We start from the raw sequence: 26,944 nt of genomic DNA on the forward strand, positions 1-26,944 counted from the left end.
CATAGCAAGTTGGCCCCACTCCTTCCCATCTCGAACAGGACAGTGAAACGACTTCGCGCCAATGATAGTGTGCATCCGCATGTGAAAGTAGGTCATCGTCAGACTCCTTACAAACAAAACGCCCCTCCAGAAATGGTGGGGCGTTTTGCTTTGTGCGATTTGATTTGCGTTCTGCTTGAAAGAAGTGACTTGCCCTCAGGTTTAACCGCTGCCCAGAGTGCGGCCGCTGCCGGGCGTGCATGGTTGGCCATTGGGGCCATACAGGCCGGCGGCGTGTTGTGACGAACTGATGAGTGCCTGCAGGGCTTGCTGGTTGTAGCGCTGTCCGATCTGAATTAGTTCACCATTGCTTCGGTTCAACTGGCCGGCATGCGCGGCGAGCTGGCGGAGGTCTTGCCAAGCCGTGAGTGCGGTGGGTGCATTCTGGTGCAGCCAAGGCTCGATGGCGGCAGTTGCGGCGGGGAAGAGGGTTTGGCGTTGGCGGACGGATGTTGCCAGCGTTTCCGCCAGATGCATTTTCTGCTTGGCCAGTTCAAGCAAGGGGTCGGTGTCTGAAGAAAGCAGAACGTGTTGTTCACGCTCGAGCAGTACGATAAATGCACGTAGCGCATCGCGCTCGGTGTCGATCAGTTGCAGGATGGCGGTTGGGGAGGTGCTCAACGTGTGCTCGTGCGGATGAGGTCCTGCACAGTGTCGATCAGGCGATCGGCGACCACTTCGGCGTTGACCTGGAAGCGGCCCTCGCTGATGGCCTGCTTGATCTCGGAAACTTTTTGGCTGTTCACCACCGGCGCACTGGCAATGCTGCTTTCCAGCTCGCGCAATTGGGCGCCGGTCGTCCCCAGATGCACGCGGGTGCTGTCGGGCGCGATTGCCGTGCCAGCGCCCGCCGGGCCGGATTTTGCCGCCGGACTACGCGCGGTGGATTCGCCGTTGCTGCTGGGGGGTAGAGGTTTGCCGGTCTGGTTGATTTTCATGCTGTACTCCATGCGAAGGGTTCGATTGAGTGTTATATCGTCCTGTCTTGCAAAAACTTTAGCAGACTTGCCCATTTTTCGCTGCGAATCGTGTGCCATGCCATGATTGTTTTCCTCCCCCCAAGCCTGCTTGCGGGCAAAAGAGGCGCGCGAATTTTAGGCTAACGCATCAGTTCGGCCACGCCGCTGCCCGCGGCGCGCGCGGTCATGACTTGTCCCGAAGCAAGACGGATGCGCACGGCTGCTCCCGCAGCGGCATCGTTCAGCGCTTGACCTTCATTGCCGAGGGCGTAACCCGCGCCGTGCACGATCAGGTTGACCGTCTGTCCCTGCCGGATCAACCACGGCTCGCGCAGCATGTCCACGCGCAGGACCTGTCCGGCACCGATGGCATATTTGAGGGTCTGGCCGATGGCCTGTTGCGGCGAGGTGAGCAGGCCGGGGCGATCCATTTCACCGCGTTGCAGGGTGAAATCCGCCTCGCTCACGATGCTGCCCTGCAGCAAGGGTTTGTTGGCAACCAGCAAATCGAGCGACACGCGTATCGTTGCCGGAACCAGAATGGTCCAGCCCTTGGGCATCGCGCAACGCACGCCGATCGTGGTGTGGCCGAACAGTTTTGCGCCCGGCGGAAGCCAGGCCTGCAAGGCGGGACAGGCGGCCAGTGTCAGGCGCGGATCAATGCCACCGACTTGGATCTGAACTTCGCCCGGCAGATTGCGCGTTTGGGTCTGGAGATATGCTTCGGCCGCGGCACGGATTGCGGCATGCGCCTGCAACGGTTCGGCCGCAATCGTGCCGCTCCACAGACTTAAAGCCAGCAATAGGGGGGAAACGTGTTTCATGGCGGGCATTGTCCCGCGCGCGCGCGGGAGCGAAGGCGGGAAATGCGACGGATTTCCACCGTTAATCGGCTGATAGGCTGGACGGCGGCGGGCCTAGGATGGCAGACATCAAGAAACCTTCGGGTGGGAGTCGCAAATGAGCGGCAGGATAGACGAACTGTTCCAGTTTCATCAGACGGCGCTGAATTTGCGCGCGGCGCGGCAGGAATTGCTGGCCTCGAATATCGCCAATGCCGATACGCCGAACTACAAGGCACGAGATATCGATTTCACCAGTGCGCTGCAGGGCGCATTGCAGGGAGACGGGACGGCGCTGCCGCTGCTGACCAGCGCGGCGGCGCATCTGCAGGCGGCCGGCGGCGAAACGGTGATGGGTGCGCCGGTGCAATACCGCATTCCCGCGCAGCCCAGTGCCGACGGCAACACGGTGGAGATGGATACGGAGCGGGCACAGTTTGCCGACAACGCGCTGCGCTACGAGGCCAGTGTGCGTTTCATCTCGGAGCGGGGCAAGGATGTGCTGGCCGCCTTGCAAGGCTAGTTTAAGGAGAAACCTTTATGTCGCTATTTAACATTTTCAACATCGCCGGTTCCGCCATGGCCGCGCAATCGCAGCGGCTGAACGTGGTGGCGAGCAATCTGGCCAATGCGGACAGCACCACCGGACCCGACGGCCAGCCGTACAAGGCCAAGCAGGTGATCTTTGAGACCACGCCGGCGGCTGGGCAGGTCGGGCAGGGGGTCAAGGTCAGTGCGGTGGTGGAGGATGCCGCGCCGATGCGGGTGGTGTATGACCCGGCGCACCCGATGGCGAACGAACAGGGTTATGTGACGCTGCCCAATGTCAATCCGGTGGACGAAATGGTGAACATGATTTCCGCCTCGCGCTCCTACCAGAATAATGTGGACGTGCTCAACACGTCCAAGTCCTTGCTGTTGAAAACGCTCACCATCGGTCAATAAGGAGACGCGCCATGGTCACATCGGTACAGAACACAGCAAACACCTTCAGCGCCCCCGCGCTCGATCAATCCCAGATCGGGGTGACGCAGGACCGATTTCTCAAACTGCTGGTGACGCAGATGAAAAATCAGGATCCGCTCAATCCGCTGGATAACGCGCAAGTCACTTCGCAGATGGCGCAGCTTTCGACGGTGACCGGCATCGACAAACTGAACGCGACCGTGCAGTCCTTGAGCAGCAGCATGCTGGCGGCGCAATCGCTGCAAGCTGTGGCCATGATCGGACACCCGGTGCTGGTCGCGGGTGACAGTCTCGAGCTGGGCAACGGCAAGGCGTTTGCTGCGGTGGAACTGGCGCAACCGGCGGACAAACTCACCGTCAGCATCAATGATGCTTCGGGCCGCAGCCTGCGCACCCTGCAACTCGGCGCGCAGGACAGCGGCATCGTCGAGGTCGCCTGGGATGGCGTGACCGACAGCGGCGCGATCGCGCCGGACGGCAGCTACACCCTGAGCGCGGTCAGCGAACTGGGCGGGCAAAAGATCGCGGCGGCGACCTTGTCTTACGGCCTGGTCAACAGCGTGGCGCAGTCGCAGAGTGGCGTTACGGTCAATGTCGGCAAGCTGGGCGACCTCAGTCTGACGGCCATCAAACAAATTTTGTGAGGAGAACACCATGGGTTTCCAGCAAGGACTTTCCGGTCTCAACGCCGCCGCCAAGAATCTGGATGTGATCGGCAACAATGTATCGAACGCCAACACGGTCGGCTTTAAGTTGTCGCAGGCGCAGTTTGCCGATGTGTATGCCAATTCGCTCGCCGGGTCCGGCGCGGCGCAAATCGGGATCGGGGTCCGGGTGGCTGCGGTCGCCCAGCAATTCACGCAGGGCAATATCAGTACCACCAACAATTCGCTGGATATGGCGGTCAGCGGCAGCGGTTTTTTCCGCCTCAGCGATAACGGTGCCGTCACTTATTCGCGCAACGGCCAATTCCAGCTGGACAAGGACGGGTTCATCGTCAGTAGCCAGGGGTTGCGCCTGACCGGATTCCTGCCGAACGCGCTGGGCCAGATTGTGGCGACCACGCCGGCGGACTTGCAGATATCGATGGCCGATCTTTTGCCGAACCAGACCACCACCATCAATGCCGGGCTGAATCTGGATGCACGTTCCGCCCTCATTCCGGCGGCGCCCCCGTTCGATCCGACGAATGCGGCCACCTTCAACAATTCCACCTCGATGACGGTGTTCGACAGTCTGGGGGCGAGCCATGTCGCTTCGCTCTATTTTGCCAAGACGGCGGCCAACAGCTGGGACAGCTATCTGACGATCGACGGCAATGGGGTGCCTGCGGCCGGCACGCCACTCACCGCCATGACGTTCAATACCAACGGCACCCTGGCGACGCCAGTCGCGCCTGTTACCTCGGCCGTCTTCAGCCCGACATCGCCGGGTATCGTGCTAGCCGGTTCATCGCTGGACGCAGCGGGCACGACGGCGACCGTAACCACCACCACCGGTCTGTCGGTCGGGGCAGCGGTCACGGGCGGCGGGTTCCCGGCGGGCACCACAATCACTGCAATCACGGGTGCGAACACCTTCACCACTTCGGCCGCCGGTACGCCGAGTGCGGTCAGCGTCAGCCTGACCGTGACCAACCCGGCCAGTGCCGCCGCGCAGACGCTGGCGTTCAATTTTGCCGGAACTTCGCAATTCGGCGGCATCTTCGGGGTCAACACCCTGAGTCAGGACGGATTCACGTCGGGTCGCATGACGGGGTTCAGTACCGGCGCGGACGGGATTATTTCCGGGCGCTATTCCAACGGCCAGACCAAGACGCTGGGGCAGGTGGTGCTTTCCAACTTCAACAACCCGCAGGGCTTGCAGCCGCTGGGGGGCAACAACTGGGCCGAGACCTCAACGTCCGGCACACCGCTCACCGGCGTGCCGGGTTCTGCCAGCCTGGGCGTGCTGCAAACCTCGGCGCTCGAAGATTCCAACGTCGATCTGACGGCGGAGCTGGTGAACATGATCACCGCGCAGCGGGTGTACCAGGCCAACGCCCAAACCGTGAAGACGCAGGACCAGGTGCTGCAGACGCTGGTGAATCTGCGCTGATTGAATTGAAGCGGGGGAGAATGACATGGATCGACTGATTTACACCGCGATGTCAGGGGCAACGCAGACGCTGCAACGCCAGGCCTCGGTGTCGAACAATCTGGCCAACGTCAACACGCCCGGATTCCGCGCCAGCCTCGACACTTTTCGCAGCGTGCCGTTGCAGGGCGCGGGGTTGCCCACGCGCGCCTTCGTGGTCGATTCCACACCGGGCACCGATTTCAGGCCGGGCGTGATCCAGCAGACCGGCCGCGCGCTGGACGTGGCGCTGGACGGCAAGGGCTGGATCGCGGTGCAGGACGCGAACGGCAATGAAGCGTACACGCGCAACGGCAGCTTGCAGATACAACCGAACGGCATTGTGCAGACGCGCAACGGGCTGACCGTGCTGGGCGATGCCGGGCCGCTCACCATTCCCGAGGACACCGAAATCACCATCGCCAAGGACGGCACGCTTTCCACTGTTCCCAGCACCACGCAGAAGGTGGGGGTGGTGGTGGTCGGACGCATCAAGCTGACCAATCCGGCGGAAGACCAGCTGGTGCGCGGCGAAGACGGATTGTTCCGCACCCGCGACGGCAATCCGGCCGAGGCGGACGCCGGTGTCACCGTCGTGTCCGGCAGTCTGGAAAGCAGCAACGTCAATACGGTCGATGCCATGGTCAGCATGATCGCCCTGGCGCGCCAGTTCGACACGCAGATCAAGCTGTTGCAGAACGCGGACGAGAATGCCCGTCACGCGAGCAGCCTGCTCAACCCCAACGGCTGATTTTCGAAAAGGAGACTCATCATGATTCGCTCACTGTGGATTGCCAAGACTGGCCTGGAAGCGCAACAGACGCAGATGGATGTCATCTCCAACAACCTGGCCAACGTCAGCACCACCGGCTTCAAGCGTTCGCGCGCCGTGTTCGAGGATCTGCTGTACCAGAATCTGCGCCAGCCCGGCGCGCAATCCTCGCAGCAGACGCAGATCCCGTCCGGTTTGCAGATCGGCACCGGCGTGCGCCCGATCGCGACCGAACGCATCCACACCCAGGGCAATCTGCAGCAGACCGGCAATCAGCTCGACCTGGCGATCCAGGGTAACGGATTCTTCCAGGTGCTGTTGCCGGACGGCAGTACCGCCTACAGCCGCGACGGGTCATTCCAGAGTGACGACCAGGGACAACTGGTGACCGCCAACGGCTACGTGGTGCAGCCGGCGATCACGCTGCCGGCCAATGCACTTTCGGTCACGGTCGGCCTCGACGGCGTGGTGTCGGTGACCCAGCCGGGCGTGACCGCGCCGGTGCAGGTGGGCAGCATCCAGCTCGCGACCTTCATCAATCCGGCCGGGCTGGAAAGCATGGGACAGAATTTGTATCTGGAAACGGCGTCCAGCGGCGCGCCCAACACCAATGTGCCCGGCACCAACGGCACCGGCAGCCTCAGTCAGGGCTATGTCGAGACTTCCAACGTCAACGTGGTGGAAGAACTGGTGAACATGATCCAGACCCAGCGTGCCTACGAGATCAACTCGAAGTCGATCACGACTTCCGACCAGATGCTGCAACGGCTGACACAAATTTAACGAGGTCCATCATGCGCCGTGTCATTATTTTGTTGGGGGTCAGTGTGCCGCTGATCTCCTGTGTGCCGACCACCCATATTCGCGAGCCGCTGACGGCGGTGGCACCCGCTGCCGCCCCGGTGCACGCGACCAACGGCGCGATTTTTCAGGCGGGCGTGAACGATCGGCCACTGTTCGAGGATCGTATCGCGCGCCGGGTCGGCGATCTGCTCACCATTACCATTGCCGAAGCGACCTCGGCGACCGGAAAATCAGACACGACGCATGAAAATAGCGGGAGTTCAAGCCTTGTGAGCTCGCTGACCAACCGCACTTTGTCCGGAAACAGCAGCCTCAAATCCGCCAGCACGAACGATGCTTCCGGCACCAATACCTTCACGGGCACGCTGACCGCGACGGTGGTCGAGGTGTTGCCCAACGGCAATCTGCGCGTGGCGGGCGAGAAACAGGTGAACATCCGCCATTCCAACGAATACGTGCGATTTTCCGGCGTGGTGTTTCCGCAGGACATCAAGGGAGATAACAGTGTGCTGTCCACCCGGGTGGCCGATGTGCATCTGGAATACAAGGGCACCACCAGTCTGGATGTGGCGGACGTGAGCAGCATGTTTGCCCGCATCTTTGCCAGCGTGCTGCCGTTCTAGGAGAGGGCGATGAAATCCATCTACCGATTTGTGCTTGCTCTGGTGCTGGGCTTGCTGGCCGCCGGAGCAGACGCCGAACGCATCAAGGACCTGGCCAGCGTGCAGGGCGTGCGCGAAAACCAGTTGATCGGTTACGGGCTGGTGGTGGGACTGGACGGCAGCGGCGACCAGACCACGCAGACCCCGTTCACCGTGCAGAGCATCGTGACCCTGCTGGCGCAGATGGGCGTGACGCTGCCCCCCGGTACCAGCCTGCAACTGAAGAATGTCGCGGCGGTCACCGTGACGGCGTCCCTTCCGCCCTTTTCGCGTCCGGGGCAGACCATCGACATCACCGTTTCCTCGATCGGCAATGCCAAGAGTTTACGCGGCGGCACGCTGCTGATGACCCCGTTGAAAGGCGCGGACGGGCAGGTGTATGCGATGGCGCAGGGCAGCCTGCTGGTGAGCGGCGCGGGCGCGGCGGCGGGCGGCAGCAAGACCGTGATCAACCATTTGGACGTGGGGCGCATCCCGGGCGGAGCGACCGTGGAGCGCGCGGTGCCGACCGCACTGGGACAGGGCGACTCCATCTTTCTGCAACTCAACACCGCCGACTTCACCACGGCGGCGCGCATGGCCGATGCCATCAACCGCGAATTCTTCCCCGCACAGAACATCGCCAGCGCGGTTGATGCGCGCACCGTGCGGGTCGCAGCCCCCCAGGACAACGAGCGCGTACAGTTTCTCTCACGCATCGAAAATCTGACGCTCGATGCGGCGGCGGGCGGGGCGAAAGTCATCATCAATGCGCGCACCGGCTCGGTGGTGATGAACCAGAACGTGATGCTGGCCGATTGTGCGGTGGCGCACGGCAATCTGAGCGTGGTGATCAGCGCCGAAAATGCGGTCAGCCAGCCCAATCCGCTGGCCGGTGGCGAGACGGCGGCAGTGAGCAATGCCAGCATCGAGATCAAGGCCGCGCCCGGCAATCTGCTGCATCTGAAGCGCGGCGTATCGCTGGGCGAAGTGGTCCAGTCGCTGAACGCCATCGGCGCCACCCCGCAGGACCTGCTGGCCATCTTGCAGGCGATGCAGGCCGCCGGTGCGTTGCGCGCCGAGCTGGAAATCATTTAGGCGCGCGCGATGTTGCCGGCGTCCCCTTCAATCAACACGCTTGCCGCCGATAGCCAGGCGCTGGACAAGCTGCGCTACCAGGCAAAACAGGCTCCCGACCAGGCGCTCAAGTCGGTGGCGCAACAGTTCGAGACGGTGTTCCTCGACATGATGCTGAAAAGCATGCGCGCGGCGACCCCGCAGGACGGCATGCTGGATAGCGAGCAAACCAAAATGTTCACCGGCATGCTCGACCAGCAACTGGCGCAGGAAATGTCAAAACGCGGCGTCGGGCTGGCCGACCTGATGGTGCGCCAACTCGGTCCGCAGGCAACGGCAGCTGTCCCACACGGCGCCAGCGCCACCCCCTATAGCGATGAGCGCCAGTCCTTCGTGAACCGGATGTTGCCGCATGCCGAGCAAGCCAGCCGCACGACCGGCATTCCGGCGCAACTGCTGCTGGGGCAGGCGGCCCTGGAGAGCGGCTGGGGCAAACACGAAATCAGACAAGCGGACGGCAGCAACAGCTACAACCTGTTCGGGATCAAGGCGGACCTGGACTGGCACGGCAAAGTGGCGGAAGTGACCACCACCGAGTACCGCGACGGGATTGCGTCCAGGCAGGTGGAACGTTTCCGCGCCTACGCTTCCTATGCCGAAGCGTTCGCGGATCATGCCCGCCTGCTCGGCGACAATCCGCGCTACGCCGGGGTACAGGCGCAGCAGGATGCGGCAGGATTTGCACAGGCCCTGCAACAGGCGGGCTATGCCACCGACCCGCGCTATGCGGACAAACTGGTCAAGGTCATCGGCAGTATCAACACAAAGGCCTAAAGATTTTTTGCGACGTGCCGATAAGCTCACCGAAGGGTTGCCAGGAGCAGTAAATGGGTTCAGGAATCTATGGAATCGGGGTCAGCGCGCTGAAGGTCGCCCAGGCGGGCATCAGCGTGACCACACACAACATCGCGAATGCCAATACGCCGGGCTATTCGCGCCAGGAGATATTGCAGGCGGCCGCGCTGCCCCAAAACACCGGCGCCGGATTTTTCGGGCAGGGTGCCGATGTGGTGGCGGTAAAACGGATTTACAGCGAGTTCCTCGGCGCGCAACTGACGGAGGCGCAGACGCGTTCCAGCAACTTGAGCACGCAGTTCGATCTGGCGACACAGATCAGCAACCTGCTGGGGGATGCCAACGGCGGTTTGAGCACGTCCCTGCAGGATTTCTTCGGTGCCGCCAATAGCGTTGCCGATGCGCCTGAATCGATCGCGGCGCGGCAGACCCTGCTGGGCAGCGGCCAGTCTTTGAGCAATCGTCTGCAAACCCTGGATGCGCGCCTGACCGAGATTCGCGACGGGCTCAACGGCCAGATCGGCAACAGCGTCACCCTGATCAACAGTTACGCAAAACAGATCGCGGTGCTGAACGACACCATCGTGCAAGCCCAGGCACAGAGCGGCCAGCGCCAGGCCCCGAACGACCTGCTTGACCAGCGCGACCAGTTGATCAACCAGTTGAGCCAGGAAATTCGCGTGACCTCGATCAAGCAACCGGACGGCTCGATGGATGTCTTCATCGGCAGCGGTCAGTCGCTGGTGATCGGCACGCAGACCTCTGCCCTGCAAGCGGCCGCTTCACCGACCGACCAGACGGCGCTCGAAGTGGTCTATGTCAACAACAAGGGCGTGATCCGCATCCAGCAAAGCGCGTTGCAGGGCGGCCATCTGGGGGGATTTCTCGCTTTCCGCGACGGAGTGCTCGACCCGGCACAGAACGCGCTGGGTCGAATCGCCATCGGCATCGCCGACACGTTCAACCAGCAACATCAGCAGGGCATCGACCTCAACGGAACGCTGGGTGGCACGTTCTTCAATGCCGGTTCGCCACAGGTTGCGGCTGCCTCCGGCAATGTGGGCAATGCCACGCTGAACGCCGTCATCAGCGATAGTGGCGCACTCACGGGCTACGACTACGACTTGCGTTTCGACGGGGCCAATTACACGTTATTCAACACGTCAACCAACGCCGCCGTGCAATCTTTCACTCCGGCCCAGCTCGCCACCCCGCAGGGGGTGAACGGAACGGGCCTCACGCTGCAATTGGCCGCCGGTTCAGTGGCCGATGTCGCGGGCGATTCCTACCGTATCCGTCCCACCGCCACCGGCGCGCGCGATTTCACCCTGGCCGTGGCCGATCCCGCGCGGATTGCGGCGGCCAATCCGGTGCGCGGCAACGCGGCCCTGGCCAACCTGGGGAATGCGACCATCGCCCAGCCCGTCGTCAGCGGCGGCCTGCCGCTGGATGCCAACCTGCAGCAGCCGATCACCCTTACTTTTGACAACCCGCCGACGACCTACACGGTCAGCGGCACGGGGGCACCGGTCGGTGCACAGCCCTACACCGATGGCGCCACTTTCACGATCAACGGCTGGAGCACACGGATTTCCGGCACGCCGGTCGCGGGCGACACGTTCACCGTTTCGGCCAACAGCAATGCCTCGACCGACGGCGGCAACATGCTCAAGCTGGCGCAACTGCAAACGGCCAACACGCTGGCCAATGGCACCACCAGTTATCAGGGCGCTTATGGCCAGCTGATCGCGCAGGTCGGCAGCCAGACCCGCGAGCTCGACGTGACCAGTCAGGCGCAGGCCAGCATGCTGGCGCAGATCACCCGGGCGCAGCAGTCCGAATCCGGAGTCAACCTGGACGAGGAAGCCGCCAATCTATTGAAGTTCCAGCAGGCTTATCAGGCGGCGGCGAAGGCGATGGCGATTTCCCAAGCCATGTTCGACTCGCTGCTGCAATTGGGAGGTTGACCATCATGCGCATCAGCACTTCTACCCTGTTCAGCGAGGGCGTGACCAGCATGAACCAGCTGCAGGTCAACCTGGCCAAGACACAAACGCAGATTTCCACCGGACGCCGGATCGTCAATCCGGCCGATGATCCGGCTGCGGCGGCGCGGGCGGTGGAGTTGAATCAGGCGGATGCAGCCAATACCCAACTGGCGGCTAACCGCACCGCGGCGACCAATACCATGGCGCTGGGCGAAAGCATTCTCGGCAGCGTGACCACACTGTTGCAGGATGCGAAAACGCTGGCGGTGCAGGCGGGCAATGCGACCCTAAACCCGGGCGATTTGCGCAGTATCGCCAGCGATTTGAGCGGCAGGCTGCAGGAGTTGATCGGCCTGGCGAACAGCACCGACGGCGCGGGGAATTTCCTGTTCTCGGGTGCCCAGGGCCGGGTACAGCCCTTCGTCGAGGCCGGGGGAAGCGTGAGCTATCAGGGGGATGAGGTGCAGCGCCTGATTCAGGCCGCCCCTTCGCGCCAGATTGCCAGCACCGATAACGGCGCGGATATTTTCATGCGCATCAAGAACGGCAACGGCACGTTTCAGACATCGCCGAATCCTGCCAATGCCGGCAGCGGCATCATCAGCCAGGGCCGCGTGCTGGATGCAACCCAGTACACGGCTAATCGCTACCAGGTGACGTTCAATGTCGCGGCTGGGGTGACGACCTATGATGTGGCCGATGTGAGCGGCGGCGCGCCGGTGGCGGTATTGAGCGGCCAGCCCTACGCCAGTGGGCAGGCCATCACGTTCAACGGCATCCAGTTCGAGGTCCAGGGTGCGCCGGCAAACGGAGACACCTTCGACATCAATCCCAGCAGCAACCAGAGCATGTTCGCCACCTTATCCAGTCTGATCGGTTCGCTCAATGCCGCCCCCGCCGCCGGCGATCCGGTGGCGACCGCCGTCTTCCAGCAAGGATTGCAGCAAAGTCTCGGCGCGCTCGACCAGGATCTGAACAAGGTCTTGAGTGTACGGGCGACCATGGGTGGGCGTTTGCGTGAACTGGATGCCCTGCAAAGCACCGGCGAAGACCTGGGTCTGCAGTACAAGCAGACCCTGTCCAGGATTCAGGACACCGACTACCTGCAAGCCATCAGCCAGCTCAACCAGCAACAGCTCAACCTGCAGGCGGCACAACAATCCTTTGCCAAGGTTTCACAGCTGTCGCTGTTCGACTTCCTGCGTTGAGCAAACCTGTTCGGTAACGCCATGCCGCCGGCAACGATGCACAATCGTTTCGCGCATCGTGGGGATTAAACCAACTGGATTCCCGCCTGCGCAAGAGTGACGGCAATACCTACTGCAATTCCCCGAAGAAATTTCTGATCGCCAGCACCCGCTGGTGCAGGTCGCCATACTTCAATTCGATGCGCAACTTGTCCTGTCCCGCCATCTTGATGTGCCGTTTGCTCTGGATCATCGTGATGATCTTCATCGGGTCGATGGGCGGTTCGGGGACGAACTGGATCACGATGGAATCAGCGGAGGCATCCACTTTGCTGATGCCGAGCGGCTTGGCGAGGATGCGCAGGCGGTGGCTGTCGAGCAGGGTCTGGGCGGGTTCGGGCAGCAGGCCGAAGCGGTCGATGAGTTCCTGCTGCATGTCGTCCATCTCTCCCTGGGTGTCGCAACTCGCCAGACGTTTGTAGATAACGAGACGCTGGTGGATGTCGCCGCAGTAGTCGGCAGGCAACAATGCGGGCGTGTGCAGGTTGATCTCGGTGGTGACGCCCAGCGGATGCGCCATGTCCGGCTCTTTGCCTTGCTTGAGTGATTTGATCGCGGCGTTGAGCATGTCGTTGTACAGGCTGAAACCGATCTCCTGCATCTCTCCGCTCTGCGACTCGCCCAGCACTTCGCCCGCGCCGCGGATTTCCAGGTCGTGCATGGCGAGATAGAAACCGCTGCCGAGTTGTTCCATCGCCTGGATCGCTTCGAGGCGTTTCTTCGCCTGACTGGTCAAGCCTTCCAGGCTGTCCACCAGCAGATAGGCATAGGCCTGGTGGTGCGAGCGGCCGACACGGCCGCGCAACTGGTGCAACTGCGCCAGGCCGAAGCGGTCGGCGCGGTTCATGATGATGGTGTTGGCGGTCGGCACGTCGATGCCTGTTTCAATAATCGTGGAGCACAGCAGTACATTGAAGCGCTGGTGGTGGAAGTCGCGCATCACTGCCTCCAGTTCGCGCTCGCCCATCTGGCCGTGCGCCACGCGGATGCGCGCCTCGGGCAGCAGGGTCTCCAGCTTCTCCAGCATGTTGGGCATGGTGTCCACTTCGTTGTGCAGGAAATAGACCTGGCCGCCGCGCTTGAGCTCGCGCAGCACGGCTTCGCGGATCACGCCCGCGCTGTAGTTGCTGACGAAGGTCTTGATGGACAGGCGGCGCTGCGGCGCGGTGGCGATCACCGAGAAATCGCGCAGGCCTTCCAGCGACATCGCCAGTGTGCGCGGGATGGGCGTTGCGGTTAAAGTCAAAACATCCACTTCTGCTCTTAAAGCCTTGAGCCGTTCCTTCTGTTGCACGCCGAAGCGATGCTCCTCGTCGAGGATGACCAGGCCGAGATTGTGGAACTTCACATCCTTCTGGATCAGCTTGTGCGTGCCGATGACGATGTCCAGTCTGCCTTGCGCCAGGTCTTTCAGCGTCTGCGTGGTCTCCTTCGCGGAGCGGAAGCGCGACAGTTCGGCCAGCTTGATGGGGAAGTCGGCGAAGCGCGTGGAGAAGTTCTGGAAGTGCTGCTCGACCAGCAGCGTGGTCGGGGCCAGCACCGCCACCTGCTTGCCTTCCATCGCGGCGATGAAGGCGGCGCGCAGCGCCACCTCGGTCTTGCCGAAGCCCACGTCGCCGCAGATCAGGCGATCCATCGGCTTGCCGGATTGCAGGTCGAGGATGACGGCTTCGATGGCGGCGGCCTGGTCGGCGGTCTCCTCGAAACCGAACCCGGCGGCGAAGGCTTCGTAGTCGTGGTAGTTGAACTTGAACGCATGGCCTTTGCGCAACGCGCGCTGGGCGTAGAGGTTGAGCAGCTCGGCGGCGGTGTCGCGCACCTGTTGCATGGCGCGGCGTTTGGCCTTGTCCCACGCGCCGCTGCCCAGCTTGTGCAGGGGGGCGGCCTCGGGTGCGCCGCCGCTGTAGCGGCTGATGACATGCAGTTGCGCCACCGGCACATACAGTTTGGCTTCGTCGGCGTATTCCAGCAGCAGAAACTCGTTCTCGCCGTCGCCCATGTCCAGATCGACCAGCCCGCGGTAGCGTGCGATGCCGTGCTGTTCATGCACCACCGGGTCGCCCGGCTTGAGCTCGGACAGGTCGCGCAGCATGCCTTCGACGTTGCTCTTCTTCGCCGTGCGCGAGATGCGCGCGCGCGACGGCGTGGCATAGAGTTCGCTTTCTGTCACCAGCGCGATGTTTTCATCCGTGAGCACGAAGCCATTGCCGACGGTCGCAACGCCGAGCATGAACTTCTCTTTGCCGGCGAGGAAGGTTGCATAGTCTTCGCACACCACCGGCTCCAGTCCGTATTCCAGCAGATAGCCGGACATGATCTCGCGGCGGCCCAGGCTGTCGGCCAGCAACAGCGCGCGTCCGTTGTAGTCGCGCAGGAAGTCGGCGAACTTCTGCGTGGGTATCTCGGCGCGGCGATCGACGGCGATGTCGGGCAGGGCGGCGGTAGGGCAGGGGGTCAGCGAGGCACTGCGCTCGTCTGCGGCGATGTCGATGCGGCCGAATTCTTTCGCCCGGACGAAGAACTGTTCTCCAGCCATGAACAGTTCACCGGGTTCCAGCAAGGGATGCTGCGGGTCGCCGCGCAGCAGCTTGTAGCGCGAGGCGGCATCCTGCGAGAACTGCCGGATGGCGCCATCCACGTCATGGTGCAGGCACACGGTGGCGTTGGCGGGCAGGTAGTCGAACAGGGTCGCGGTCTGCTCGAAGAACAGCGGCAGGTAGTACTCGATGCCGGCCGGGGCGATACCTTTGCTCACATCCTTGTAGATGCGCGATCTGGACGGGTCGCCTTCGAAGCGTTCGCGGAAGCGCTGGCGGAAGGTGGCTTGGCCTTTCTCGTCCATGGGGAATTCGCGCGCGGGCAGCAGGCGGATCTCCGGCACCGGGTACAGCGTGCGCTGGGTGTCCACATCAAAGGTGGCGATGGTCTCGATCTCGTCATCGAACAGGTCGATGCGGAACGGCAGCGCGCTGCCCATGGGGAACAAATCGATCAGACCGCCGCGCACGCAGTACTCGCCGGGCGTCAGCACCTGCTGCACATGGGTGTAACCGGCCAGCGTCATCTGCTGGCGGAAGGCGTCGAGTGCCAGCGCCTCGCCTTTCTTCAGGAAGAAGGTGTAGGCCGCCATGTAGCTCACCGGCGGCAGTGGATACAGCGCCGTGGTGATGGGCACGATGACGATGTCGAAGGCCTGGGTGCGGATATGATGCAGGGTCGCCAGCCGCTCCGAGATCAAATCCTGGTGCGGCGAGAAATGGTCGTAGGGCAGCGTTTCCCAGTCCGGCAAAAGATGCACGCGCAATGCCGGAGCGAAGAAGGGGATCTCTTCCACCAGCCGCTGCGCTTCCAGCGCATTGGCGGCGATGACGACCAGCGGCGCATGCTGCGGCGCATATTGCGCCAGGGCCAATGCATCCGAGGAACCGGCCAGACGGGTGTAACGGGGGCGCGAATGTTTTGATGAAAAAAGCATGGAAACAGCCTGAAGCAAGGGCGCGCATTATAAGTCAGCCCAACGGCTTTCCTTTACAATAACGCCATGTCCGAATTCCACGCTTTGGTCCCCGCCGCCGGCTTCGGCGCGCGCATGCGGAACGAACTGCCCAAGCAATATCTGCCGCTGGCCGGCAAGCCGATGCTCGCCCATGCCCTCGAAACCCTGTGCGGCTGCGGCGAACTCGCGACCGTGTTCGTCGTTTTGTCGCCCGATGATGCGCAGTTCCGCACTTTCGACTGGGCGCGCTTCGGCGACAAGTTGCAGCCCCTGTTCTGCGGTGGCGCGACGCGCGCACAGAGCGTGGCGAACGGACTGCTCGCCGCGGAACTGGAGGCGGACGACTGGGTGCTGGTGCACGATGCGGCGCGGCCTTGCCTCACCCAGGCGCACCTGGCCCGGCTGCTCGCCGAGTTGCGCGACGATCCCGTGGGCGGCATCCTCGCCGTGCCGGTGGCCGACACCCTCAAGCGTGCCGACGCGCAGCAGCGCATCGCCTGCACCGAGCCGCGCGAAGGCTTGTGGCAGGCGCAGACCCCGCAGATGTTCCGTGCCGGTCTGCTGATGCAGGCGCTGCAGCAATGCCGCGCGGTGACCGACGAGGCTTCCGCCGTCGAGGCGCTGGGCCTGCAGCCCAAGCTGGTGGCGGGCGACAGCGGCAATTTCAAGGTGACTTACCCGCAGGACATCGTGCTGGCGGAGTTGTTGCTAAGTAATAAAAAATGAACTGTCATTCCGGCGCGTTTATTAAAAATGCTTTCCGGTTTTGTCCCGCGTCGCGGGGGCGTTATTTTATGACTGGATTCCGGCCTGCGCCGGAATGACGGGGGAGAGGTTTTATGCGTATCGGACAAGGTTTCGACGTGCACCCACTGGTGGCAGGCCGCAAGCTCATCATCGGCGGCGTGGACATTCCGCATGAGAAGGGATTGCTGGGTCATTCCGATGCCGACGTCCTGCTGCACGCGATCTGCGATGCGCTGCTGGGCGCGGCGGCGCTGGGCGACATCGGCCGGCACTTCGCCGATACCGATGCGCAGTACAAGGGCATCGACAGCCGCATCCTGTTGCGCGAAGTGCTGCACCGCGTGCGCGCGGCAGGCTGGCGCGTCGGCAACGTGGACGCCACCCTCATCGCGCAAGCCCCGAAAATGGCGCCGCACATCCCGCAGATGGTGGAACACATCGCCGCCGACCTGCACCTCGAGAAACACGCGGTCAATGTCAAGGCGACCACCACCGAACAGCTCGGATACACCGGGCGCGGCGAAGGCATCGCGGCGCAGGCGGTAGTGCTGCTGCTGGCTGACGACTGATGCGTATCCTCGCGATCGAAACCTCCACCGAATACTGTTCCGTCGCGCTGTGGCAGGATGGTGCGGTGAGCGGGCGTTGCGAACGGGTCGGCCAGAAACATTCCGAGATTTTGCTGGGCATGGTGGACGGCGTGCTGCGGGAAGCGGGGCGCACGGTGCAGGAGATGGACGGCATCGCCTTCGGCAAGGGCCCCGGTTCGTTCACCGGGGTGCGCATTGCCTGCGGGGTGGCGCAGGGACTGGCGTTCGGCGCCAACCTGAAGGTCGTTGGCGTGTGCACCTTGCGGGCGCTGGCGGAAGCCTCGGGTAAAGACAAGATCATTGCGGCGCTGGACGCGCGCATGGGGGAGTTGTATCTCGCTGCCTATGCGCAACGCGATGGCGCCTTGAGGACGGTGGTCGAGCCGTGCCTGTGCACGGCCGGGGATGCGCCTGATGTCGGTGGCGAAGGATGGTTTGGGGCGGGGAGCGGGTTTCTGGAGAGTTCCGCCTCCAGCCCCTCCGTCGGAGAGAGCGGGGCGTTGGCGCAACGCTACTGCAAGCATCTCTCGGGTGTGGATGCGCGGGCCGTGCCGCAGGCCGGCGCCGTGGCGCGACTGGCGGCGGTCGAATTCGCGCGCGGCAATGCCGTGGATGCGGCGCAGGCTTTGCCGCTGTATCTGCGTGACAAGGTGGCGCTGACCACCCGCGAACGGGCGGCACGATGATCCTGCGCGACATGCGCGCGACCGATCTCGATGCGGTGGTCGCGATCGAGCGTGCCGTGCACGCACATCCCTGGACGCGCGGCAATTTCGACGATGCCCTGCGCAGCGGCTATCAATGCATGGTGGCCGAGACTGAACAAGGCATGCTGGGTTACGCCGTGATGCTGCTGGGTCCGGACGAAGCCGAGTTGCTCGACATCGCGGTTGCGGCAGACCGGCAGCGCCAGGGCTGGGGGGGGCGGTTGCTGGGCGGGATGCTGATACTGACGCGGCGGCACGGGATGCGGCGTGCCGTGCTCGAGGTGCGCGTGTCCAACACGCCGGCGATTGCCCTGTACCGCCGGCAGGGATTTGTCGAGATCGGTTTGCGCCGCGATTACTATCCGGCCCTGAATGGACGCGAGGATGCGATGTTGATGGGGTGTCTGTTGTGAATATCCGCGACGATGAAATTCTGCGCGAACTGAACCTGTATCCGCTATGGGTACGGCGCGATAGGCCTTTTGTGGGGCAGGGTTCAATCCGAGTTGCGTCCCTGCAATCAGCAGAACCTGTCGGGTTGAAACCCGACCCACAGGAGAAAAGTGATGAATTTTCCGCTCGGACTTCGGTCCGGCAGATTGCCCCTGACTGGGTGGCACTCAAACAACAAGTGGCTGAATGCGCCGCCTGCAAGTTGCGCGCCGGCTGCACCCAGACCGTGTTCGGCGTGGGCGACGAAAAGGCCGCCTGGCTGTTCGTCGGCGAAGGGCCGGGGGCGGACGAGGATGCGCAGGGCGAACCCTTCGTCGGGCAGGCAGGCAAGCTGCTCGACAACATGCTGCTGGCGCTCAAGCTGAAGCGCGGCAACGACGTGTATATCGCCAACGTCGTCAAATGCCGCCCGCCCGCCAACCGCACGCCGGAGGCGGACGAGATCGCCGCGTGCCTGCCCTGGCTGCACCGGCAGATTGAACTTGTCCAGCCGAAAATCATCGTGGCATTGGGCAGGACCGCCGCGACGGCCTTGCTCGGGCGCGATGCCGCGCTCGGTTCCCTGCGCGGTGCAGTGCACGACTATCGCGGCACGCCGCTGGTGGTCACCTATCACCCCGCCTACCTGTTGCGCAGCCCGGCCGAAAAAGCCAAAGCCTGGCAGGACCTGTGTCTGGCGCGGGCAACCCTATTACCCTCAAGCTCCGGGAATACAGAATGAAAGCCACAGCATACCGCCCCAAAATACTGGTGGTGGAAGACAGCAAAGTCACGGTCAAGGTGCTGACCGGCTATCTTGCCGGCATGGGCGTGGAACATCCGCTGGTGGCCGAAACCGGGATGCAGGCACTCACCCTGTTTCGCCACGAACATCCCGACATCGTGTTGCTGGATGCGCGGCTGCCGGACATCGACGGCTTCGAGGTCGCCCGCAAAATCCGCCAGTCCGAACAAGGGGAAGAGTGGACGGCCATCATTTTCCTGACGGCGATGAACAGCGACGAGGACCTGGCGCGGGGGATCGCGTCCGGCGGCGACGATTATCTGGTCAAGCCGGTGAGTGAAACCGTGTTCCAGGCCAAGCTGCGCGCCATGCAGCGACTGGTCGAGATGCAGCGCAAGCTGGTCGAGGTCACGCGCAAACTGGATGCGGCGAATGCCGAGCTGCAACGGCTTTCGACCACCGACGCCCTGACCGGCATCGCCAACCGCCGCGCGCTGGACGATTTCCTGTCGCGCGAATGGCGGCGCTGCCTGCGCATGGGCAAGCCCCTGTCGCTGGTGATGCTGGACATCGACTACTTCAAGCTGTTCAACGACAAATACGGACACCAGGCGGGCGACGACTGCCTGAAGAAAGTGGCCGAACAGATCGCGCGCGCCGCCCCGCGCGCCAGCGATCTGGCGGCACGCTACGGCGGCGAGGAATTCATGCTGGTGCTGGGCGAAACCGATGCGGACGGGGCGCTGTGGATGGCCGAGCGGGTGCGGCAGATGGTGGCCGACCTGAAAGTGCCGCACTATGCGACGGACAGCAAGTTCGTGTCGATCAGTTGCGGCGTGGTGTCGGTGCTGCCGGACGAAACGCGCTCGACCGAGACGCTGGTCCAGTCTGTCGATGCCGCGTTGTACCAGGCCAAGCGCGGCGGGCGCGACCGTGTCGCCGCCGGCGAATACGGGAAACTGTAGGTGCAAGCAGAACTTCTGCCGCTTCGGTGTGCGGGCGAATCGCGGCGTTGCATGCAGATTCAGCGCATCGTTTCTGGGCTGCGCGGTGCGCATTTCCAGCGCGCCCCGCTGGAGTGAATTTCAACAAGACGATTCTTCCGGAGCAACTGGGCAGCTTGATGCTGGCGCGGTTTTTACTCCGCCTGAAGCCGGTCGTTGGTGGTGAACGTCCAGGTGCGGGTGATGCTCAGAATGTCCGTTTCCTTGCGGATGTCGGGCGGGAAGGGGGTGTAGGGCGCGGCCAGGCGGACGATTTTTTGCGCGGCCGCATCGAGGATGCGCTGGCCGGAAGACTTGTTGATCTCGACGCTTTCCACGCTGCCATCGGCGCGGATGTTGACGGTCAGCAGCAGGCTGCCGAAAACCTTCTGCCGCCGCGCGGCTTCAGGGTAGTTGAGGTTGCCGATCTGCTCCACTTTCGCGCGCCAGTCTTCCACGTACTGGGCGTAGCGATATTCTTCCGTGCGAGCGCCGATCCGCTTGCGCTTGGGCAGCTTCTCGTAGAACGAGATGTTCTTGCTGATCTCGGCCTCGAGACGTGCGATCTCCAATGAACGTTGCACCAGTTCTTCCCCGCTGAGCGTGCTGTCGGTCTTTTTCGGCGCGACTTTCTGCGGTTCGATCCGGTAATCGCTCTTGTTGCGGGCCAGCAATTGTTTGACTTCACGTTCCAGCGCCTTGGTCCGCTGTGCGGCCTGTTCCGGCGTGAAGTTCGGGTCCTTGCCGAGCACCGGGAACGGGGTGCCGGCGCGGACCTCATCGGGCGTATTGCCGCCGCCATCCAGACTGCGCTGCGCGTAGGCGGTGGCCTTGTCAGGTTTGGTGCGCGACTGGCTGTTGACCAGGGTGACCTCCAGCGGCTGCAATTTCTTCGCCAGACTGCGCGCGTCCGGCAGGGAGAAGGTGATGCCGAACAGGACGAAGGCATGCAGCAGGAACGAGCAGGCGATGGCGAACGCCAAACGTTCCTGTGTCAGCAACGCGATGGCGGCCCGTTTTGTCACACCGGGGCTTCCGCTGGCGCGGCGGGGCGCGCATCGAAATTCAGTTCGAGCAGATCAATCGTGCCGATTTCCAGCATCACCCGGGTGTTGGGCGCCGTGTCCGGCAGGGACGGAATGCGTCCGACCAGCGGGATATCGACCAGCTTGACCAGGTTCTCGCGCAGCACAACGGCTGGGAGCCTAAGTTCGTGCTGCAGTTCGTTCGCACCCCCGACCGCATCGCGGGAGATGGTTGGGGAGAGTGCTTCCACTTTAGCCTTTTCCTGCAACAGCCAGCGCAAACACCAGTAACGTTCCATGTTGCGCTGGAATTCGCTGTAGGCGGTGTAGGCCGCGTCAAAGTCGCGCAGGATGGCGAATAGCGCGGTGTCGTTCTTTGCATAGGCGGGTGGCTCGCCGCGCAGCACGCTCATGATCTGGCGCTGGTTGACCAGATCGACATAGCGCCGCAACGGCGAACTCGACCAGGCGTAATGCGCAACGCCCAAGCCCTGATGCGGCGCGGCGACCGTGCTCATCTTCACCTTGCCGTTGTTCTGGGTGCGGTAGATGCCGGCCACACCCTGTTCGTCCAGCAACTTGCCCCAGGTGCTGTTGGCGAGAATCATCAGTTCCGATACCACCTTGTCGATGGGCGAACCGCGCAGGCGCTGGCCGATCGTTACGCGGTCGTTCTCAACGTGGAAGGTATAGTCGATCTGGGGGCTGTTGTCGGCCGACTTGCCGCGTGCCGCTTCCAGCGTGTTGGCGAAATCGAACAGCAATTTGAGTTCGGGCGCATAGGGGTAATCGAGCTTGCCCGCTGCCAGCGTCGCTTCGTTGAACAGCGGCTCCAGCGTGTCGTGGCGCAAATTGGCGGCGATGTGCAGGCGCTCGATGCGGCTTGTGCTGTTGACGATCTCCAGCGCGTCGTTCACGTCCACATATAAGGAGAGCGCGGGGCAGACCTTGTCGGCGCACAGCGTGAAGGCCTGTACCACGTTGTCCGGCAGCATGGTGATCTTGTCGCCCGGCATGTACACGGTGGACATGCGCTGCGCGGCGAGGGCGTCGATGTCCGAGCCGGGCGCAATGCCCAGCGTGGGCGCGGCGATATGGATGCCGATGCGCCATTTTCCGTCAGCCAGCTTCTCCACCGAGAAGGCGTCGTCGATCTCGGTGGTGCTGGCGTCGTCGATGCTGAAGGCGGTGATGCTGGCCAGCGGCAGTTCGGGATGTTCCGCCACCGTCACGCCGGGGAAGTCGGTGCCGCGCGGGAAGTGCTCGAACAGGAACTTGTTCAGGTGGTAAGCGTGCGAGGAAGGCAAGGCGCCGCAGTGCGCCAGCAGATGCGCGGCAGACAGATGGGTGGCGGCGCAGGCGGCTTCCAGCGCTTTGACTTCCAGGGTGTTGCGATCCGGTTTGTACAGCAGCATCGCCAATTTTTCGGGGAACTCGGGCGGCAGGCTGAAGTGCGTCAATTCATCGGTATAGCGCGCCTGCAATTCGGCTTGCAGGCGTTTTTTCTCGGCGCTGGCGAGCGCCGCCTTGAGGGCTTCCGGCGGTGCCGCCTTGTAGCGCCCCTTGCCCTTCTTGTAAAAGTGCATGGGCGATGAATGCAGGCGGATCAGCGCGCCCGCCGCTTCGACCGGAGTCGGCGCATGGCCGAAGTACTCCTGCGCCAGCGTATCGAAATTGAATTCGTCCGCCGGCGAAGCCTCCCACAGGAAATCCAGGTCGATGCCGGCAGCCACTTGTTCCGCCTGCGTCATGAATTCGGAGAGTGCCGGCTGCTCGAAGCGCAACATGACGCTGGCGGCCTTGATCTTGCTGCGTTTTCCGTGTGTATTCTCGACCTGCAGGGAAGTGGTGTTGTCGGCGAGGATGTTGCCGACCTTGAAACCGCCGTCTTCTTCGTAAAAAATATTCATGGGAGGGGACTGGAAAGAATGGGGCGGATTATAACCTGCGCACCCTGTACCTGAACTTTGTGCCGCTTTCCCTGTCATGGTCAGGCCGCTACACGATACGGCGCATATCCCTTATTCATACAGGAGCACATCAGATGAAAACTTTTCCCCTTTGGGTTGTGGCCGGCAGTCTGTTCTGCCTTGCCCCGCTGGCCTCTGCCTGTCCCGACGGACACCACGGGGCGCATCCCGGCATGGGCATGAGCGAGATGGACGCCAATAGCGACGGCATTCTCGACCAGAAAGAGTTCGCCGCGTTCCATGAGCAACGCTTCCAGCAACTGGATGCCAATCACGACGGCAAGATCAGTCGTGATGAACTGCCGGGCATGCAGGGTTGTGATCGGAAAAAGGCCGGGCAGCGCTTTGAAGACCGGTTTGACGCAACGGACATCAACCACGACGGTGTCTTGAGCAAGGAAGAAGCAGAGATCGGGATGCCGATGCTGTTTGCGCACTTCGACGAGATCGATGCAAACAAGGACGGCAAGCTCGGCAAGGATGAAGTGACTGCCAGCATGAAAAAGCTGCATGAGCAGGGCGGAGCGGGGATGCGGCGCAAGGAGTGACAATCTTGCAGGCAACAAAAAGGCCGGGGTTTACCCGGCCTTTTTGCTGTACAGCAGCGCTTACTTGCTGGCGAGGATCGCGGCGACCATGGCCTTGATTTCCGCGTCACTGGGCTTGGTCTGGGGGGGCATCGGCATGCTGCCAAAGCTGCCCGCACCGCCTTTGCGCACCTTCGCTTCCAGCCTGGCTGCGGCACCGGCATCACCGGCGTATTTATCGGCGATCATCTTCAGGCCGGGACCGACCGTCTTCTTCACGGCTTGGTGGCAGGTGACGCAGTTGTTCTTTTTCAGCAGGGCCATGCCATCATCGGCCAGAACCGGAGCCGACAGCATCAGGCCGGCGGTCAGCATCAGTGCATGTTGAACTTTCATGATTCACTCCTTGCGGTGGTTAAGAAATCAGTGGGTGCCATTATACTCCCGAATTCCGGGCAGGGGGGTGTAGCCCGGATGGGCCATCGTTTTGGGCTAAAACGCGCTCAGTGGTAACATGCGCGCGGTTAAATTCAGCTTGAGGAAGAATCATGGCAGGACACAGTAAATGGGCGAATATCCAGCATCGCAAAGGGCGGCAGGATGCCAAACGCGGCCAGATTTTCACGCGTCTCATCAAGGAGATCACCGTTGCGGCAAAGCTGGGCGGCAGCGATCCCGATACCAATCCGCGTTTGCGCCTGGCGATGGAAAAGGCCTACGACCAGAACATGCCGAAAGACAACGTCGAGCGCGCCATCAAGCGCGGCGCCGGCGAGCTGGAAGGCGTGGACTACCTGGAACTGCGCTATGAGGGCTACGGCATCAACGGCGCGGCGGTGATCGTGGACTGCATGACCGACAACAAGACGCGCACCGTGGCCGACGTGCGCCACGCCTTCACCAAGTACGGCGGCAACCTGGGCACCGACGGTTCCGTGTCTTTCCTGTTCAAGCACTGCGGCCAGATGATCTTCGCGCCGGGCACCGACGAGAATGCGCTGATGGAAGTGGCGCTGGACGCGGGTGCGGAAGACATCGTCAGCAACGATGACGGCAGCATCGAGGTCATCACCTCGCCTGGCGATTTCGTGGCGGTGAAGCAGCGCCTGGAGGCGGCCGGATTCAAACCCGAGATGGCCGAAGTCACCATGAAGGCCGAAACCGACGTGGAACTCGCCGGCGACGACGCGGTGAAGATGCAGAAGCTGCTGGACGCGCTGGAAGACGTGGGCGATGTGCAGCAGGTCTATACCAATGCGGTGCTGGAAGAGTGAAGCAGGAGAAGGGTAACGGGGGAAAGGGAAAGAGTAACAGCGAAACCGAGGGTTTGGCCGTTCCAGTTTTTCCACTCCCCATCCCCTCTTATACCCGGATTTTAGGAATCGACCCCGGCCTGCGCATCACCGGGTTTGGTGTCATCGACAAGCAGGGGCAGCAATTGCATTACGTCGCCAGCGGCTGCATCAAAACGCCTGCGGGCGAGTTGCCGGAACGATTGAAAGTCATTCTGTCTGCACTGGGCGAGGTCATTGCGCAGCATCTGCCGGAACTGGCGGCGGTGGAGAAGGTGTTCGTGAATGTGAACCCGCAATCGACTCTGCTGCTCGGTCAGGCGCGCGGGGCCGCGATCTGCGCGGCGGTGCAGGCGGGTCTGCCGGTGGCGGAATACACGGCATTGCAGATCAAGCAGGCGGTGGTCGGCAACGGCCACGCCGACAAGGAACAGGTGCAGGCGATGGTGGTGCGCTTGCTGAATCTGTCCGGTACGCCCAGTCCGGATGCGGCGGATGCGCTGGCCTGCGCCATTTGCCATGCGCACGGTGGCATGGGGCTGGGCGCATTGGCGACCCGGAGTTTTCGCATGAAGGGGGGGCGGCTGGTATGACGCGGGAACCGACGCTGGCATTGTTCGCCAATCCTGTGGCGCGTTATTTCGCCGCGACCCGACCGGCTTTTCTGACGGCCAGTCTGATGGCCTTTCTGATTGGGCTGGCCACCGCGTGGCATGACGGTGAAGACCTCGAAGCATTGTTGGCGCTCGTGACGTTTCTTTTTGCCTTGCTGGCGCATGCCGGGGTGAATGTGCTCAACGATTACTACGATGCGCTGAATGGCACTGACGCGCAAAACACCGAGCGTATTTTTCCGTTCACCGGCGGCAGCCGCTTCATCCAGAACGGCGTGCTGACCATGGCGCAGACGCGCAATTTCGGATTTGCCCTGATGGCGGGCGTGGCCGCTGCCGGGGTGTGGCTGATGGCGCGCACCGATGCGCAACTGATGTATGTCGGACTGGCAGGGCTGTTCGTTGGCTGGGCGTATTCCGCGCCGCCGTTCCGTCTCAACAGTCGTGGCTGGGGTGAGCTGTGTGTGGCAGCAGGATTCCTGGCGATCACGGTGGGCGCCGACTTCGTGCAGCGCAAAGGCTTCGATGCGGCGCCGTTCATCGCGGGGCTATCCTACGCCCTGCTGGTGACCAACCTTTTATACATCAACCAGTTCCCGGATCGCGCCGCCGATCGCGCCGCTGGCAAGTTGCACTGGGTCGCCCGGCTGGAAGTAAGCAAGGCGCGCTGGGGCTACGCGCTGATCGTGGCGCTGGCTTATGTCTGGCTGGTGGTCAGCGTGCTGCTTGGCTGGTTGCCCGGGTTGGCGCTATTGGCATTATTCGCGTTGCCGCTGAGCATCAAGGCAGCCCGCGAATTGCTGCATCATGCCGCACAACCGCAACAACTGGCCAACGCGATCAAGCTCACCATCGCCGCGATGCTGGTGCACGGCACGCTGCTGTTGCTGGCGTTGATTTTAAGCAAAGGAAACCCATGATCGGAAGATTGAGCGGCACGCTGCTGGAGAAGAACCCGCCGCAGATTTTGCTGGACGTGCAGGGCGTGGGCTACGAAGTGGATGTGCCGATGAGCACGTTCTACAACCTGCCTGCGCTGAACGAGAAGGTGGCCTTGCACACGCAACTTGTCGTGCGCGAGGACGCGCATCTGCTGTTCGGTTTTCTCACCCAGGAAGAGCGCATCGCGTTCCGCCAGTTGTTGAAGATCAGCGGCGTCGGTCCCAAACTGGCGCTGTCGGTGTTGTCCGGATTGAGCATCGGCGATCTGGCTGCCGCGGTGGCGAACAAGGATGCCTCGCGCCTGACCAAGATACCCGGCGTGGGCAAGAAGACGGCGGAGCGTTTGCTGCTCGAACTGCAAGGTAAATTCGCCGTGAGCGGTGTGGCAACTGCATCCGGTTCGGCTATCGCTTCGTCCGGCAACGATATTGTGAACGCACTCCTGGCATTGGGCTATAACGAAAAAGAAGCGGATTGGGCGGCGAAACAGTTGCCCAAGGATGCCGATGTCTCGGGCGGCATCCGCCAGGCGCTCAAGCTTTTGTCCAAGTCATGAATCCGCTTAAGTT

At 62.6% G+C, this 26,944-nt stretch carries 29 protein-coding genes and 1 rRNA gene; 23 read left to right on the plus strand and 7 right to left on the minus strand.

Annotated elements, in window-relative coordinates; translation table 11 throughout:
• A 5S ribosomal RNA gene (gene rrf, locus ACKTSJ_RS06960) occupies nucleotides 1-104 on the plus strand; the annotation flags it as partial.
• 97 nt (nucleotides 105-201) lie between these two features.
• Here rrf and ACKTSJ_RS06965 read toward each other — a convergent pair.
• From ACKTSJ_RS06965 to flgA, 3 genes are all read right to left on the minus strand, one after another.
• Nucleotides 202-660: a flagella synthesis protein FlgN gene (locus ACKTSJ_RS06965; protein ID WP_407898724.1), complete on the minus strand. Its 459-nt coding sequence runs from the start codon at nucleotides 658-660 to the stop codon at nucleotides 202-204.
• Nucleotides 657-977, minus strand: a complete 321-nt coding sequence (gene flgM, locus ACKTSJ_RS06970) for a flagellar biosynthesis anti-sigma factor FlgM (protein WP_407898726.1) — start codon at nucleotides 975-977, stop codon at nucleotides 657-659. Before flgM ends, ACKTSJ_RS06965 begins: the two co-directional genes overlap by 4 nt.
• Nucleotides 978-1,138: 161 nt before the next feature.
• Entirely contained in the window at nucleotides 1,139-1,822 is a 684-nt protein-coding gene (gene flgA, locus ACKTSJ_RS06975; RefSeq protein ID WP_407898728.1) for a flagellar basal body P-ring formation chaperone FlgA, read from the minus strand.
• 136 nt (nucleotides 1,823-1,958) lie between these two features.
• Between flgA and flgB the strand changes: the two genes are divergently transcribed.
• The 11 genes from flgB to flgL are packed head-to-tail and all read left to right on the plus strand — an operon-like array spanning nucleotide 1,959 to nucleotide 12,266.
• Nucleotides 1,959-2,363 (plus strand): flagellar basal body rod protein FlgB, encoded by a 405-nt coding sequence (gene flgB / locus ACKTSJ_RS06980; protein ID WP_407898730.1) that lies wholly within the window; start codon nucleotides 1,959-1,961, stop codon nucleotides 2,361-2,363.
• Nucleotides 2,364-2,380: 17 nt separating this feature from the next.
• Entirely contained in the window at nucleotides 2,381-2,785 is a 405-nt protein-coding gene (gene flgC, locus ACKTSJ_RS06985; RefSeq protein ID WP_407898732.1) for a flagellar basal body rod protein FlgC, read from the plus strand.
• An 11-nt stretch (nucleotides 2,786-2,796) separates the two neighbouring features.
• Nucleotides 2,797-3,450, plus strand: coding sequence for a flagellar hook assembly protein FlgD (locus ACKTSJ_RS06990; RefSeq protein ID WP_407898734.1), 654 nt, complete (start codon nucleotides 2,797-2,799; stop codon nucleotides 3,448-3,450).
• Nucleotides 3,451-3,460: 10 nt separating this feature from the next.
• Nucleotides 3,461-4,903 carry a flagellar hook protein FlgE gene (gene flgE / locus ACKTSJ_RS06995; RefSeq protein ID WP_407898736.1) on the plus strand — a complete coding sequence of 481 codons (1,443 nt, stop codon included), beginning with the start codon at nucleotides 3,461-3,463 and terminating at the stop codon, nucleotides 4,901-4,903.
• Between the two features lie 25 nt (nucleotides 4,904-4,928).
• Nucleotides 4,929-5,672: a flagellar basal-body rod protein FlgF gene (gene flgF / locus ACKTSJ_RS07000; RefSeq protein ID WP_407898738.1), complete on the plus strand. Its 744-nt coding sequence runs from the start codon at nucleotides 4,929-4,931 to the stop codon at nucleotides 5,670-5,672.
• A gap of 21 nt (nucleotides 5,673-5,693) precedes the next feature.
• Nucleotides 5,694-6,476, plus strand: a complete 783-nt coding sequence (flgG, locus tag ACKTSJ_RS07005) for a flagellar basal-body rod protein FlgG (RefSeq protein WP_407898740.1) — start codon at nucleotides 5,694-5,696, stop codon at nucleotides 6,474-6,476.
• An 11-nt stretch (nucleotides 6,477-6,487) separates the two neighbouring features.
• Nucleotides 6,488-7,120 carry a flagellar basal body L-ring protein FlgH gene (locus ACKTSJ_RS07010; protein WP_407898742.1) on the plus strand — a complete coding sequence of 211 codons (633 nt, stop codon included), beginning with the start codon at nucleotides 6,488-6,490 and terminating at the stop codon, nucleotides 7,118-7,120.
• 9 nt (nucleotides 7,121-7,129) lie between these two features.
• Nucleotides 7,130-8,236 (plus strand): flagellar basal body P-ring protein FlgI, encoded by a 1,107-nt coding sequence (locus ACKTSJ_RS07015; protein WP_407898744.1) that lies wholly within the window; start codon nucleotides 7,130-7,132, stop codon nucleotides 8,234-8,236.
• A gap of 9 nt (nucleotides 8,237-8,245) precedes the next feature.
• Nucleotides 8,246-9,049 carry a flagellar assembly peptidoglycan hydrolase FlgJ gene (flgJ, locus tag ACKTSJ_RS07020; RefSeq protein WP_407898746.1) on the plus strand — a complete coding sequence of 268 codons (804 nt, stop codon included), beginning with the start codon at nucleotides 8,246-8,248 and terminating at the stop codon, nucleotides 9,047-9,049.
• A gap of 53 nt (nucleotides 9,050-9,102) precedes the next feature.
• The gene (flgK, locus tag ACKTSJ_RS07025; RefSeq protein WP_407898748.1) at nucleotides 9,103-11,037 is read left to right on the plus strand and encodes a flagellar hook-associated protein FlgK; all 1,935 of its coding nucleotides are present in this window, start codon (nucleotides 9,103-9,105) and stop codon (nucleotides 11,035-11,037) included.
• Nucleotides 11,038-11,042: 5 nt separating this feature from the next.
• The gene (flgL, locus tag ACKTSJ_RS07030; protein WP_407898750.1) at nucleotides 11,043-12,266 is read left to right on the plus strand and encodes a flagellar hook-associated protein FlgL; all 1,224 of its coding nucleotides are present in this window, start codon (nucleotides 11,043-11,045) and stop codon (nucleotides 12,264-12,266) included.
• Nucleotides 12,267-12,375: 109 nt separating this feature from the next.
• Here the strand turns inward: flgL and mfd are convergent, their stop codons facing one another.
• Nucleotides 12,376-15,780 carry a transcription-repair coupling factor gene (mfd, locus tag ACKTSJ_RS07035; RefSeq protein ID WP_407898752.1) on the minus strand — a complete coding sequence of 1,135 codons (3,405 nt, stop codon included), beginning with the start codon at nucleotides 15,778-15,780 and terminating at the stop codon, nucleotides 12,376-12,378.
• A gap of 66 nt (nucleotides 15,781-15,846) precedes the next feature.
• Between mfd and ispD the strand changes: the two genes are divergently transcribed.
• The 6 genes from ispD to ACKTSJ_RS07065 all read left to right on the plus strand — a co-directional run bounded on the left by ispD (nucleotide 15,847) and on the right by ACKTSJ_RS07065 (nucleotide 19,987).
• Nucleotides 15,847-16,527: a 2-C-methyl-D-erythritol 4-phosphate cytidylyltransferase gene (gene ispD / locus ACKTSJ_RS07040; RefSeq protein WP_407898754.1), complete on the plus strand. Its 681-nt coding sequence runs from the start codon at nucleotides 15,847-15,849 to the stop codon at nucleotides 16,525-16,527.
• 113 nt (nucleotides 16,528-16,640) lie between these two features.
• The gene (gene ispF / locus ACKTSJ_RS07045; protein ID WP_407898756.1) at nucleotides 16,641-17,117 is read left to right on the plus strand and encodes a 2-C-methyl-D-erythritol 2,4-cyclodiphosphate synthase; all 477 of its coding nucleotides are present in this window, start codon (nucleotides 16,641-16,643) and stop codon (nucleotides 17,115-17,117) included.
• The gene (gene tsaB / locus ACKTSJ_RS07050; protein WP_407898758.1) at nucleotides 17,117-17,824 is read left to right on the plus strand and encodes a tRNA (adenosine(37)-N6)-threonylcarbamoyltransferase complex dimerization subunit type 1 TsaB; all 708 of its coding nucleotides are present in this window, start codon (nucleotides 17,117-17,119) and stop codon (nucleotides 17,822-17,824) included. Before ispF ends, tsaB begins: the two co-directional genes overlap by 1 nt.
• Entirely contained in the window at nucleotides 17,821-18,258 is a 438-nt protein-coding gene (gene rimI, locus ACKTSJ_RS07055; RefSeq protein ID WP_407898760.1) for a ribosomal protein S18-alanine N-acetyltransferase, read from the plus strand. Before tsaB ends, rimI begins: the two co-directional genes overlap by 4 nt.
• Before the next feature lie 200 nt (nucleotides 18,259-18,458).
• A complete protein-coding gene (locus ACKTSJ_RS07060) occupies nucleotides 18,459-19,019 on the plus strand; it encodes a uracil-DNA glycosylase (RefSeq protein WP_407898762.1) in 561 nt (186 codons plus the stop codon).
• The gene (locus ACKTSJ_RS07065) at nucleotides 19,016-19,987 is read left to right on the plus strand and encodes a diguanylate cyclase (protein ID WP_407898764.1); all 972 of its coding nucleotides are present in this window, start codon (nucleotides 19,016-19,018) and stop codon (nucleotides 19,985-19,987) included. Before ACKTSJ_RS07060 ends, ACKTSJ_RS07065 begins: the two co-directional genes overlap by 4 nt.
• 173 nt (nucleotides 19,988-20,160) lie before the next feature.
• Here ACKTSJ_RS07065 and ACKTSJ_RS07070 read toward each other — a convergent pair whose 3' ends face one another.
• Together ACKTSJ_RS07070 and ACKTSJ_RS07075 are read right to left on the minus strand one after the other, a co-directional pair.
• Nucleotides 20,161-21,030 (minus strand): energy transducer TonB, encoded by an 870-nt coding sequence (locus tag ACKTSJ_RS07070; protein WP_407898766.1) that lies wholly within the window; start codon nucleotides 21,028-21,030, stop codon nucleotides 20,161-20,163.
• On the minus strand, nucleotides 21,027-22,940 hold the full coding sequence (locus tag ACKTSJ_RS07075; protein ID WP_407898768.1) for a ribonuclease catalytic domain-containing protein: 1,914 nt from the start codon (nucleotides 22,938-22,940) through the stop codon (nucleotides 21,027-21,029). The genes ACKTSJ_RS07070 and ACKTSJ_RS07075 overlap by 4 nt, the downstream gene beginning before the upstream one ends.
• Nucleotides 22,941-23,074: 134 nt before the next feature.
• Here ACKTSJ_RS07075 and ACKTSJ_RS07080 point away from each other — a divergent pair, with 134 nt between their 5' ends.
• Complete coding sequence (locus ACKTSJ_RS07080) at nucleotides 23,075-23,548, plus strand: EF-hand domain-containing protein (protein WP_407898770.1); 474 nt, start codon at nucleotides 23,075-23,077, stop codon at nucleotides 23,546-23,548.
• A 60-nt stretch (nucleotides 23,549-23,608) separates the two neighbouring features.
• On the opposite strand, the gene ACKTSJ_RS07085 is transcribed toward ACKTSJ_RS07080, so the two are convergent.
• Nucleotides 23,609-23,923, minus strand: a complete 315-nt coding sequence (locus ACKTSJ_RS07085; protein WP_407898772.1) for a c-type cytochrome — start codon at nucleotides 23,921-23,923, stop codon at nucleotides 23,609-23,611.
• A 152-nt stretch (nucleotides 23,924-24,075) separates the two neighbouring features.
• On the opposite strand from ACKTSJ_RS07085, the gene ACKTSJ_RS07090 reads away from it, so the two are divergent.
• The 4 genes from ACKTSJ_RS07090 to ruvA are packed head-to-tail and all read left to right on the plus strand — an operon-like array spanning nucleotide 24,076 to nucleotide 26,931.
• A complete protein-coding gene (locus ACKTSJ_RS07090) occupies nucleotides 24,076-24,801 on the plus strand; it encodes a YebC/PmpR family DNA-binding transcriptional regulator (protein ID WP_407898774.1) in 726 nt (241 codons plus the stop codon).
• Nucleotides 24,802-24,854: 53 nt separating this feature from the next.
• Nucleotides 24,855-25,412 carry a crossover junction endodeoxyribonuclease RuvC gene (gene ruvC / locus ACKTSJ_RS07095; protein WP_407898776.1) on the plus strand — a complete coding sequence of 186 codons (558 nt, stop codon included), beginning with the start codon at nucleotides 24,855-24,857 and terminating at the stop codon, nucleotides 25,410-25,412.
• The gene (locus tag ACKTSJ_RS07100; RefSeq protein WP_407898778.1) at nucleotides 25,409-26,353 is read left to right on the plus strand and encodes a prenyltransferase; all 945 of its coding nucleotides are present in this window, start codon (nucleotides 25,409-25,411) and stop codon (nucleotides 26,351-26,353) included. The genes ruvC and ACKTSJ_RS07100 overlap by 4 nt, the downstream gene beginning before the upstream one ends.
• Complete coding sequence (ruvA, locus tag ACKTSJ_RS07105; RefSeq protein WP_407898780.1) at nucleotides 26,350-26,931, plus strand: Holliday junction branch migration protein RuvA; 582 nt, start codon at nucleotides 26,350-26,352, stop codon at nucleotides 26,929-26,931. The genes ACKTSJ_RS07100 and ruvA overlap by 4 nt, the downstream gene beginning before the upstream one ends.
• The last annotated feature ends 13 nt before the right edge of the window (nucleotides 26,932-26,944 follow it).

The sequence above is a fragment of the Ferrigenium sp. UT5 genome (genome assembly GCF_045866295.1).
Taxonomy (GTDB): Bacteria; Pseudomonadota; Gammaproteobacteria; order Burkholderiales; family Gallionellaceae; genus Sideroxyarcus.

Excerpts from the sequence above, each read along its gene's own strand:
- ACKTSJ_RS07075 (WP_407898768.1), bottom strand. The coding sequence starts at position 22,940 with ATGAATATTTTTTACGAAGAAGACGGCGGTTTCAAGGTCGGCAACATC.
- ruvA (WP_407898780.1), top strand. The coding sequence starts at position 26,350 with ATGATCGGAAGATTGAGCGGCACGCTGCTGGAGAAGAACCCGCCGCAG.
- ACKTSJ_RS07065 (WP_407898764.1), top strand. The coding sequence starts at position 19,016 with ATGAAAGCCACAGCATACCGCCCCAAAATACTGGTGGTGGAAGACAGC.
- mfd (WP_407898752.1), bottom strand. The coding sequence starts at position 15,780 with ATGCTTTTTTCATCAAAACATTCGCGCCCCCGTTACACCCGTCTGGCC.
- ACKTSJ_RS07085 (WP_407898772.1), bottom strand. The coding sequence starts at position 23,923 with ATGAAAGTTCAACATGCACTGATGCTGACCGCCGGCCTGATGCTGTCG.
- flgA (WP_407898728.1), bottom strand. The coding sequence starts at position 1,822 with ATGAAACACGTTTCCCCCCTATTGCTGGCTTTAAGTCTGTGGAGCGGC.
- flgK (WP_407898748.1), top strand. The coding sequence starts at position 9,103 with ATGGGTTCAGGAATCTATGGAATCGGGGTCAGCGCGCTGAAGGTCGCC.
- ispD (WP_407898754.1), top strand. The coding sequence starts at position 15,847 with ATGTCCGAATTCCACGCTTTGGTCCCCGCCGCCGGCTTCGGCGCGCGC.
- ACKTSJ_RS07090 (WP_407898774.1), top strand. The coding sequence starts at position 24,076 with ATGGCAGGACACAGTAAATGGGCGAATATCCAGCATCGCAAAGGGCGG.
- flgE (WP_407898736.1), top strand. The coding sequence starts at position 3,461 with ATGGGTTTCCAGCAAGGACTTTCCGGTCTCAACGCCGCCGCCAAGAAT.
- flgG (WP_407898740.1), top strand. The coding sequence starts at position 5,694 with ATGATTCGCTCACTGTGGATTGCCAAGACTGGCCTGGAAGCGCAACAG.
- flgM (WP_407898726.1), bottom strand. The coding sequence starts at position 977 with ATGAAAATCAACCAGACCGGCAAACCTCTACCCCCCAGCAGCAACGGC.
- ACKTSJ_RS07080 (WP_407898770.1), top strand. The coding sequence starts at position 23,075 with ATGAAAACTTTTCCCCTTTGGGTTGTGGCCGGCAGTCTGTTCTGCCTT.
- ACKTSJ_RS07100 (WP_407898778.1), top strand. The coding sequence starts at position 25,409 with ATGACGCGGGAACCGACGCTGGCATTGTTCGCCAATCCTGTGGCGCGT.
- flgL (WP_407898750.1), top strand. The coding sequence starts at position 11,043 with ATGCGCATCAGCACTTCTACCCTGTTCAGCGAGGGCGTGACCAGCATG.
- rimI (WP_407898760.1), top strand. The coding sequence starts at position 17,821 with ATGATCCTGCGCGACATGCGCGCGACCGATCTCGATGCGGTGGTCGCG.
- flgF (WP_407898738.1), top strand. The coding sequence starts at position 4,929 with ATGGATCGACTGATTTACACCGCGATGTCAGGGGCAACGCAGACGCTG.
- ACKTSJ_RS07015 (WP_407898744.1), top strand. The coding sequence starts at position 7,130 with ATGAAATCCATCTACCGATTTGTGCTTGCTCTGGTGCTGGGCTTGCTG.
- flgC (WP_407898732.1), top strand. The coding sequence starts at position 2,381 with ATGTCGCTATTTAACATTTTCAACATCGCCGGTTCCGCCATGGCCGCG.
- ACKTSJ_RS06990 (WP_407898734.1), top strand. The coding sequence starts at position 2,797 with ATGGTCACATCGGTACAGAACACAGCAAACACCTTCAGCGCCCCCGCG.
- tsaB (WP_407898758.1), top strand. The coding sequence starts at position 17,117 with ATGCGTATCCTCGCGATCGAAACCTCCACCGAATACTGTTCCGTCGCG.
- flgB (WP_407898730.1), top strand. The coding sequence starts at position 1,959 with ATGAGCGGCAGGATAGACGAACTGTTCCAGTTTCATCAGACGGCGCTG.
- ACKTSJ_RS07010 (WP_407898742.1), top strand. The coding sequence starts at position 6,488 with ATGCGCCGTGTCATTATTTTGTTGGGGGTCAGTGTGCCGCTGATCTCC.
- flgJ (WP_407898746.1), top strand. The coding sequence starts at position 8,246 with ATGTTGCCGGCGTCCCCTTCAATCAACACGCTTGCCGCCGATAGCCAG.
- ispF (WP_407898756.1), top strand. The coding sequence starts at position 16,641 with ATGCGTATCGGACAAGGTTTCGACGTGCACCCACTGGTGGCAGGCCGC.